An 11,020-nucleotide genomic window follows, 5' to 3' on the forward strand; every position below is an offset into this window, starting at 1 on the left:
TTTAATCTTTTATCATAATTAATTCCAATTAATGACAATGATTGAAGCTGTTGTTCACTTTTTGAAATTTTTTCAAAATCAATATTTCTATAATTCATATATATCTCTATTTTCTAATACCACAAATTGCTGCACCACCTGTATGTCTGACAGCATCATGTATATCTTTTGGAACCAATTGTAAAATACCATCCTTGTCTGTATGGTGCCATACAAAATTATCAGGTGCTTTTTTACCTGCCAAACCTATTTTTGCATTCGCACTTCTAAAGTCTGCATCATCCTTAGTAAAAGAACCAATATTTACTGTCGTTCTAGCATACCTAGAAAAATCTGGAAAGCCCTTCGAATTGAATGGCACTCCATGCGAATATTTTCCTCTAACTCCAACAGGCAAATCTTTCCCCATCATCGTTTTACCAGCAAAGCACGAATTGATAGGCATACGATTATTTACTTTAGTTACTGCTGCTGGACCATGTCTTGGAGCATCACTACCTCTTTTACGACGTAAGCCAAATGGATCTACCCAGCCTATAGGGCTATCAACATATTGATATAAATTTATACCACCGAATAAACTAATAGGGTCTTTACTAACAAATCGTCCCACATAAGGTGAATAATATCTGTAGCGGTTATAATGTAAACCTGTTTCTTGATCGAAATACTGACCTTGGAAACGAATGTTATTACTGATGATTTCTGAGTTTTCAAAGAAATTTGATTTGACTTTTTCAGTTCGACATTCACCCCACGCCTTATATTCAGCTTTCCAAATGATTGCACCTGTATGGTCACTCATTTCTTGTGGTGTGCCTAAATGGTCACAGTGATAGAACCATACATCATCAAAGCCTTTGCTTTGCTTGGTGGTTTTCCAAAGTGGGTCACGATGTACGCTATACGGTTGTTCTGACCAATCAGGTGTTTGGTGCAATTCTATCGGGCTTTGATAGACTGCCTGTAGCATGGGTACAAAACTGTCTTTTTCGTAAATGTAATGTTTGGTGGCGTGTTCCGTTGACTCATAAGCCAGTGTGTCACCATCCCATCCGTAGATGATGTTATGTTCATCACCTGTATGGTGGTGCTTACTACTCTTTTGTATTCTTCGTCCTAAAGCATCGTAACGATACTCTGCGGTGTATTGGTTGTTACGGCTCTTGATCATGCGTCCATACACATCCCAATCAAGATTTAAGTCACCTTGTGTAGATTTTTGTCGAACGAGTTGTCCATACGCATCATATTGGTATTGTTGATCTAGGTATTCTTTGACAACATTATTGACTAAGCGATTGTAGCCATAGCCTTTTTCTTCTGTTTGTTGTTGATGGCTTTGGTCATGATTTTGCGCTTTGTCATCATTGTAACGATCTATAATGTTATTGGCAGGGTCAAAGTTAAAGGTTTCTTTACCGAGTTTACTGCTGGATTCAAGTAAGCGTCCGACTGGATCGTATTTGTAGGCAATGTTGCCACGACGAGTATCTTTGATGGCTGTTAATTCACCTGTTTTATCGTATTGATACAGTCGTTGTACCAATTGACTGGTGTGTTGCAGTGCATTGTTCTGTTGGTTGTTCTTTTCTCTGTACTGGCTTTGGTAGCCATTGTCATGTTCATTGAGCATGATTTGGCTGTGTAAGCGTCCTGCAAGGTCAAACTGTTGTTCTTGACTGATGCCATTGGCGTAGTGTCTTGTGATTTCTCGATGTAAATCATCTCGTTCAAAGCTGACTAAATCCTGTCCATTGACAATCAGGCTTTGTACATGACCTGTACCGTAGGTGAGCCAATCAATGTTTTGTCCATCTGGTCGAATAGTTTTGATTCGATCATTGATTTCATCGTAGCTGTGTTTCCATACCGCTGTTGTGTTGCTCTTATAATCCTGTTGGTGTTCTTTGATCACATTACCCGCAGCATCGTAGAACCATTGTAGGTTACTTTCTGCATTCTTGGCATGCAGAATACGTCCCATGTAATCGTAAGCAAATTCTTCAGTCTGTTTCTCTTCTAGTTCTAAGCCATAGTGCCCATAGCCTGCGGTACGTTGTTCCAAACGTCCCATACTGTCAAAGATGAATTGTTGAATTCGGTCTTTCGGTGCTGCACGGTCTTTTAAATCTTGTCCATAAGCTGACGCAACCTCGATACTTGTGGTGAGTCGACCATTTAACTCATCATAATGATAAATTGTTTCTTTGCCATCGAAATCGATTTCCTTAATTAAACGACCGCCAGCATCGTAAACAAATTTGTAACTTGCACCATTTTCATTCGTCAATCGTTTTAGGCGTCCTAAACGATCCCATTGATATTTTAGCGTATGGTTTAATGCATCGATGCGTTTGGTTATTAAACCTGCTGCATCGTATTCATAGCGTGTCTGCTGTTGCTTTGGATCAATATGGACTAATAAACGTCCTTCAGCATCATGGACAAAATGTTCTTCAGTCCCATCAGCATGTTTGATTTTTTCAAGCTGACCGAAGGCATTTAAAGGTAAGCCTTTGATGATTGACTCACGCTTCTCAATACTAAATTCTGTATAGAAATATTCAACTTTTTGTTTTAGAGCATTTTCTACGGATTTAACACGCCCACGTTCATCATATTGCCATTTTGTTTCTTTGCCTGAACAGTCAGTATAGCTGAGTAAATTGCCCTGATCATCGTATTTCAGGGCTTTAGAGCCACCTTTGGCATCGGTGATTGATGTCACTAAACCCATCCCATTATAGGCATAAGCAGTTTCATGTTTCAGCGGATCAATTTCTTTTATTAAATTTCCTGAACCGTCGTACTCTCTAAACCAACGACCTTGTTCAGCATCGACCATACCAATGAGGTTGTCTTTGTCATCGTATTCAAAATAACTGGTAGCACCATCAGCTTGGGTTGTCGTTAAAACATTACCGCGTTCATCATACGAGTATGTTGTTTCACTTCCATCTGTGGCTACATGAGAGGTAATGTTTTTAGCATCATCCCTAAAGAACCATTCTTGTAAATTATCAGGATAAATAATACGGTAGGTATAACCAGTGATACCGTAATAATGTTCAGTAACATTTCCCTCAACATCCGTTACTGAGGTGACACGTACATTTTCGTCCCACTCCAGTTTTCGAGCTGAACTATAATCATCTGCCCATTCTTCAATCGCTTTTGAGCTTGGTAATTTCCCATCCCATTTCAGATTCATACCACGTTGGGTTAAATCGGTATAACGAGTTAGAAGATGATGCTGATAAGTATATTGGTATGATGCGCCAAATTCATTGGTTGCTTGAATCAAATCGCGTTGATCATTATAAACATAGGCGGAGAGTTGTCGTTTAAGTTGTCCATCTTCGACTAACCATACCGCTTCTACCAAGCCATATTGATTTAATTGTAATGCGAGATGTGCTAAAACTTTTTGGTCTTGTTTAAAAATGATGTCTGACAAATAACTTTGATCGTCAAATACATGGTCATAGCGTAATCCGACACTAAATCCATTTTGTCGCTCTATTGATGTAAGTCGATATTCATTGTTATATTTTTGATAATAACGTGATTCATTTGAACCAAAAGTAATTGCCCGAATTTCATTAGAGACGACCGTGTAAGTAAATGTCTCTACCTCATCATAAAAACTTTGCCCAACCTTTAATTCTTTCAACTTGATTGGACGTCCATCTACACCAATGTATTCCCATCCCTTTAAAACCGTATTCTCTTTAGGGTTCTTTTCATTATATTGGGTACAAGGCACAATTTTACTGCTAAATGGTGTAGTCCAACGTGCACCAAAAATTGAATCATCGTATTGATATAAGTTAGAAACGTAAGAACGCATCAACATTTCAGGAATTAAAGAATGAATCTGAGCATCGGCATGCGTTAAAAATTCTGTACCCATTGCGAAGGTGATAGATTTTGCAGTACTGCCATTACAGTTCTTACATTGATTGGCATTATTTGTTGCCTGATGTTCATTCCTTGATTTTTCTAATTTAGCGTTATTTTTATCATTCTTTGCTTGTGTGGTCTGTGTTGCTTTAACTTGGGCTGACTTATTATTCTTTCTGAAACGTCCTGCACCTACTCTTAGGACTTCAAATAACCAGCCTATCGTTTGCGGTTCTGCTTTATTACCAAGCTTTCTGATTTTTTGATTGGCGGTTACGCCGACTTTACCAATTGTTGCACCTACATTTAAAACAGGTTGTTTTAAATTTTGGGGAACCAACATTGAAACTACTTTTGCATTATTATTTACATTGGATTTAAATAATGCTTTACCCCAATTTTCTGTCATATATACAAGGTTTTTTCCTGCACGAGTCAGGTCTCCGCTTTGCAAACCTTTTGCAATACCTACCGCCTGTTGCTGTGCTCGCGTTAGATTAGAACCTGCGTTGGTAAATACTTTACCTTGTGTTACAACGCGAGTAATACCACCATTAATTTCAGTGGTAGCTCCTTGTATGGTATCCCCACATTTCCCTAAAATTGTATTAAGTTGTGTCAATCCTGTTTTACAAAACTTCTCAATATTTCCTGCAACTTGATCATTAAGATGTTTACCAATGACTGTGATAACAGCTTCAGTTAGTGCAGATTTGCCAACTCTTTTAACTTCTTGGCGGACTAAGAATAAAGCTGGTCGAGCTGAAGTACGAATAGCTGTTGTACCAGGAACAGGAGCAACACCAATTAAATCAATACCCACGGTTGTCCAATCAAAGACATCCGCCTTTTGATAGCCCTTATCATAAATATGAAGAATGTCAGTCACCACATCAATTGCAGCCATGACATTGCCAATAATTGGAACTGTACCCAATACATTACTAACAAGGTCTAATCCCACAAGTTGATGGGTATGATCTTTTAACCACTTATCAATTTTTTGCTTAGAATTATTAATATCTGCAATTGCCACTTCATTAAGTGGTTTTACGACTTCTGTTTTAGCTTGAGCCATTCTATTTATTCTCTATCAATTTTTATCAAAAGGGCTTTTTAAATACTGAGGTAAGTTATTTTGAGCAATACCACTTATACTCGTCAGGTTTGACCCACTAGTTTGTGAGGCGATAAAGCCTCCCCCCATATTTGCCATCAAACCACCTTTTGATTGTGTAATCGGCAATAAACTTGAAATTGTTTCTGAAACTAGCCCTTGAGCTTGGCTATTGATCATCGGAAGCAGCGTTTTTGCACCATCTGATTTAATTTTTTTAGCTAATTCAATATTTTTCATCAAACTTTTAGGATCTTTGAGTTGCTTAGCAAAATCACCTAAAGCAGATTGTGCTTTTCTACTTACACTTTCTAAAATTGAAGCTGTTTCTGCTAAATCAGGATCATTTTTATTTGGCCACTCAACTTCACGTTTAAAATCACTCGCTACATCCCAAGGATCACGTTTATCATCTTCAAAGTTAATTTTAACTGCACCAGCAGCCAATCCAGATACACGGGCAAAACCTTTGTCATCAAGTTTACCCTTGACCACTTTACCTAAAGTATCTGTAACTGTGTATTTACCAGCTTTGACGAACTCGCCATGTGTATAGTCATGAATCAATTCTAAGATACCCTGAGCACGTTTCGGCGGTGGAGGTAAACTAGATTTAGCACTAACACTCGCCCCACCTTGGAATACATGCTGCCCAGCCTTAACTTCAAACTTCCCACCTGTTTTCTGAAATATCCCTGAACCATTTAAAGTGATTTGAGAAGATCCACCTGTGATCTGAACTTCTTTCGGACTGCTAATCACCACTTTATCATCTGTCGAAGAAATGGTAATTCCCATTTTAGCCAATACATTCAAAGCATCCGACTGCGCTTGTATTTCAACTTTACTTTGTGCAGCTACAGCTTTGATCCCACCTTGCGCAGCAAATAAGCTGAGCTTATTTTGTGCTTGTGCTATCCAGTTCTTTTGCGTACTGAAGTTGATACTATCGCCTGCAATCTGGTTGATTTGTGCATCCGCAGAGAGATGAATATCTTCAGGTGTGCTCAATGCAATACCATCAGGTGAACTGAGTAAAAGTATCGCTTTTTTAAATTTCGCGATCTTTTGTTCAAGCTGTTCAGCAAATTCTTTCAGTTGTTCAACTAATTCGATTTCATCGGTTTTTTGGTTTTTGGCAATGTCACTTAAAGCCTTGCTGTTGGTCTGACTGCCTTCCAGTTGTTTCTTGGCAATTTCAGCATCAAGATGTTCACCTTTGGCTTGGTCTTGTTTATAGGTACTTACAAGTAAACCTTGCCCTGCACGGACTGCACCCCATTGATCCGTACGCAGTTCAAAACCTTCACCACGATCTTCGCTTTCAGCTTTGTCTTTAGGATGACTCAACTTACCTAAGTTAAGTTGTGTTGCACCGTGACTGCTTTGCAGTTGGGTGCTGATTTGTCCTGTAGTGTCATCAAAGCGTAGTTGCCCAAAGCCTTCACCTTTGACTTCTTTAGAACGAATACCTGCCAGTTTTTTGGTATCAGGTAGTTTGCCTTTGCTATCGAATTTGGTTGGACTACGTTGTGCTTCGTGAATACGTCCGATGACAAAAGGGCGGTCAATATTGCCATCAAAGAAGTCGATGACAACAATCTCATTCACACGAGGTAGGAATCTTGCTCCATAGCCTTCACCTGCCCATGGCGTCAGTACATCGACCCAAGCGGAATCGGTGTCATTGTCGTTTGAGCCTGCACCACCATCATGAGTATTATCTTCATTTCGGGTGAATAGGAATCGAACTTTGATGCGTCCCCATTCATCGACATGAATTTCTTCTCCACTTAAACCCACAACTTTGGCACGCATGGGATGTACTGTTGGTCTTTGGGTGAGAGGATTATACTCAGGAACGGTGGCAATATTACGTCGTTGCAATACGAGGTTGTTAGCTTGACGTTCATCTTGGTTATTGGTTTGAATATCAACTTGTTGCCAATTACTTTGTTTAAGCAAGGCTGTGACTTGATCGGTTAAGTCTTTGGGAAGATTATTCTGATTATAAAAGGATTTAGCAGTAATTAGGAATTCTTTATCCGCGCCATCATGTTCATCAATTTCTGGGTGTTCATTGAATTCAAACCAGTAACCTACCTGTGCATCACGCACGGTTGAGGTTGCAGTAAATTGTTTGGCTTGTGAGTCGTAGTAGTTGCTCAGGTTTTCATTAAACTTTTCAATCTGACTATTGCCTGATTTGGTTGCACCATCTTCACCTTTGAGGTCTTGTATCCATGCAGGGGAAAAGTGCCATGCCTGTTCTAAGCCAAGGCTTGCGTTGTCTTGGTTTTCACTATGGCTGTGTTTGCTTTGTATTGAGCCTGCGCCTTCTTCGGTTTCGAGTGCATCAGCTTGCCAGCGTTGGATGTGAACCGCAGTCGGTTGAATACTACGCCGTCCAATAAAATTGGTGATCGAATCAGTTTGTTCTACTGCCGAGCTTCTATGGAAGCGAATATTACGTCGATCCAAAGCTTTGTACTGGGCATTATCATCAATCAAACGGAGTTTTTGGGGTTGAATTTGTTCACTTGAACTGGAGACTTTCAGTTGTGCTTCATCAATTAACCAGTTAATACCTTCAGATGCGAGAAGCCGTTGAACAAAGTCTATATCCCGTTCATTCATCTGCATGATGAATGGACGAATATCGTAGTCTTTAGTGAGTCCACTTTTATCCAATGTCAGACTTGAAGCAAATAATGGACTTTTTTGTTGCCACTCAGAGAAGATGGTTTGCACTACGTCAACCACAGACTTATTCATGAACACGCGTGAGTTTCGACGGTGTTTCCAGAGTGCTGTTGGGTCCTCTACGGTTAAGCGATAAATCGTGAGCGATCCATCACTTGCACCAATATCGGCTTTGGTCACAATACCAGAAATACGATTGAGTTCGGATTTGTCGTTGACAATATCAATTGCTGTTTGTGCACCAATGAACTGCTTTAAAGGTATATTCGCTGAGGTCGAAAGGCAGATGAGTTGTAAATGAATACCCCTATTTAATTCATGCGTGCCTTCAATACGCTGAAGGAAGACTTGGTCGTTGAGCGTGCCGTTACTAAACTGTACGTGTATTGCACGTTTTTGTGCGGTAAGTCCAAGTTGCTCTAATTCAGCATAAATATTATTGGGCATTCTATTTAGTTTTTGTAGGTTTAATCTGTGGCCAATTTTACTAAATTCGGTCTTGTTAAGTCTATATTGATTTATATTTAAGCGACACTTTGTGTCTCTTTTTGTTGCAGGCCTTAGTCTAAATTATCTTTAACACTTTTATTTCATTAAGGAGGGACACCGAATAATCTCATTAAGTTCTAAAAATAATAATGAAGGACAAATATCTTATTCCAAAAGCATTGATCCATTCCAATTTGGAGGTGGCGTCAATTGAACTCAAACACTAACTACTTAATTTCAAATATATTTTAATGAATAAAAAAATTCATTGACCCAATTTTGACCCAAATTAGATTTAGTGTATTGATTCACCTTCAAATCTTGTTCAAATCCAAATTCAGGATTTGAAATGGCACACTGAATTATACTAACATTGAGCGCACTATAAAATACTATGTTATAACATATTGTTTTTTTGATGTATTATTCTTTTAGACATATACAGGGACAAGGCAATGTTTGAAATCATTGATGATTTAAAAAATAAATTAAATCAATATCATTCAGTTTATTAAAAGGGTAATACAATTTAATGACGAGTAGAGTCCGTAGTATGAAGGGCTTTTTAAGTGGTATCTGTGCATCTCTATATGCTCTCACAATAAGCCAACCATTCAGATTAAGAAATCATTGGCTTAAATGGGTTTAGGGTTATATATCCTAGATACCGTTATTTTAGGCTGTTTATTACCAATATACGATGCATTAAAAATATTTTCTGTTACTTCCAATTTTTAAGCTTAGATGTCTGTCCAATACCGACATTAAAACTGTTGGTTGGATCAAGTTTTTCATAATGATTTTTCAGCGCAGGCTTAGCCACATATAAATGTCCAACGTTATGCTCTGCTGGATACTCAGCGCCACGGCTATCTAACAAACGCCACATTGCATGTTCCATAGCTAAAGGATCAACATCTTTTTTAACAATGTAATCTTGGTGGAATACATGACATAAAAAATGTCCATAATACAGTTTATGTAAAATCTGCTCATCCATTTCTTTAGGTAAAGTTTCTACCCATTCACGATCATTACGGCGAAGTGCAATATCCAATGCAACAATATCTTCAACTTCTGATCGGTGCGTATCTCGATAACGAATTGCAGCACCTGCGACCGCAAAACGATGTAAAAATGCTTTCCGCCCTTCATCTTCATCACAAAGGAAATAATCACCAGTTTCGTGATGATCAAAGTAGCTTTCTAAAAATGCCTCTACCGCAGCAACATCTTGATCTTCAATACGTAGTACCAAATGATGCTCATATAAATTTCGAAATGCATTCATACGCTTCGGCAAGTGTGACGGTAGAAATTTTGTCAGCAATTGCAGAAATTTATCAGAAAGACCTCGCATTTTCATTTTTTCAAGATAACCATCTATTTTATCTTTCATCGCAAACGCAGCAGGCACTTTGGCTGTACCGAACTTCTCGATAAACATAAAAGTATCCTTACCATATTCAGCACCAATGTCATAAGCAACACGATGAATATACTCACCAGCAATAGGAATACGCGGCAAATCTTTCAGTAAAAAACGACGGATTTTGGTTAAATCTTCTTGGTGATTACTCCCCACATAAAACACTTGGCTTGAAATTCTCTCAAACGTATCTAAACGCACTGCAAACACACAGACTTTACCCGCTGAGCCCGATGCTTCGAATAAACGGGATGGATCAGCATTAAAACGTGCCGGCGTGTTTTCATCAATTTTCGCCACATCTTTAATATAACCATGGTCTGATGCACAGCACTGACTCTCATTTTCGATGTCGGCAATTTGATATTTTTGTTGTTCCAAATTCGATAAGATTTCCTCAGAAGAATGACCCAAATTCACACCTAAATGATTGACTAATTCAAGCGAGCCTTGATCATTCACTCTCGCATATAATGCAAGTTCTGTGTACGCAGGCCCACGACGCACCAATGCTCCACCGGAATTATTACATACGCCGCCTAAAACTGAAGCACCGATACAAGATGAACCAATGACTGAATGAGGTTCACGATTAAAAACTGCTAATTCTTTTTCTAAACGATCCAAAGTCGCACCTGGTAAACAAATGACTTGCTTACCTTCATTGATTACTTGAATTCCCCTTAGACGACGGGTACTCATTAATAATACTGGACGATCATAATCATCGCCAAATGGAGTTGAGCCACCTGTGAGTCCTGTATTAGCGGCTTGCATGATTACGATACAACCAGCATCTACCGCTATTTCAAGCACTTTCCATTGTTCGACCAATGTCCCAGGAACAACGACAGCTAAGACGTTTCCTGTACCGTAACGGCGGCCTTGGCGATACAAACGAGTATCTTTCTCATGAGTCAGCACATTGTTTTTACCAACAATATCAATTAGTTTTTGAATAGTCTGTTGAGAAGAGGATTGAGTGTTTATCATTTTTAAGTCTTCTATTTTATAAATGCCCAAATAATATAATTTTCTCTCCCAGGTATCTTTTAAAACACGGCTTTAAAATTCAGCACAAGTGAAGATTAGAAGAGATTCTTTATAATCCATCGAAGCCCCTTTTTCAAAAGGAAGCTTTGTTTACCTGAATTATTCGGATAAGAATCTCTTTCTTTAAAGGAACGCTGGTAAAGATTTACTAATGTGAGTAATTAAATGGCTTATTCTTTCTCTAACTTGACCAAGCAATCCGATGTAATATCTGCAATGGTTCTTGCGCCAGTCAATGTCATTGCTACACGCATTTCTTTCTCAATCAAATCTAGTAAATTACTTACCCCAGCACCGCCGGCAGCACCAAGTGCGTATACAAA

4 protein-coding genes are annotated in these 11,020 nt (G+C 38.7%); all 4 read right to left on the bottom strand.

Annotated features, from left to right (window positions below):
* Positions 1-106 precede the first annotated feature (106 nt).
* Positions 107-4,984 (bottom strand): RHS repeat-associated core domain-containing protein, encoded by a 4,878-nt coding sequence (locus ACN6OV_RS00900; protein WP_427948847.1) that lies wholly within the window; start codon positions 4,982-4,984, stop codon positions 107-109.
* Positions 4,985-4,999: 15 nt separating this feature from the next.
* The gene (locus ACN6OV_RS00905) at positions 5,000-8,173 is read right to left on the bottom strand and encodes a type VI secretion system Vgr family protein (RefSeq protein WP_427948849.1); all 3,174 of its coding nucleotides are present in this window, start codon (positions 8,171-8,173) and stop codon (positions 5,000-5,002) included.
* A gap of 763 nt (positions 8,174-8,936) precedes the next feature.
* A complete protein-coding gene (gene dld / locus ACN6OV_RS00910) occupies positions 8,937-10,637 on the bottom strand; it encodes a D-lactate dehydrogenase (protein WP_191731130.1) in 1,701 nt (566 codons plus the stop codon).
* Between the two features lie 230 nt (positions 10,638-10,867).
* Positions 10,868-11,020: alpha-hydroxy-acid oxidizing protein (locus tag ACN6OV_RS00915; protein ID WP_427948851.1), on the bottom strand; the 153-nt coding region annotated here is incomplete at its 5' end.

Source organism: Acinetobacter sp., assembly GCF_050285345.1.
Lineage (GTDB): Bacteria > Pseudomonadota > Gammaproteobacteria > Pseudomonadales > Moraxellaceae > Acinetobacter.

Coding starts and splice junctions, on each gene's coding strand:
- ACN6OV_RS00900 (WP_427948847.1), bottom strand. CDS start 4,984: ATGGCTCAAGCTAAAACAGAAGTCGTAAAACCACTTAATGAAGTGGCA.
- ACN6OV_RS00905 (WP_427948849.1), bottom strand. CDS start 8,173: ATGCCCAATAATATTTATGCTGAATTAGAGCAACTTGGACTTACCGCA.
- dld (WP_191731130.1), bottom strand. CDS start 10,637: ATGATAAACACTCAATCCTCTTCTCAACAGACTATTCAAAAACTAATT.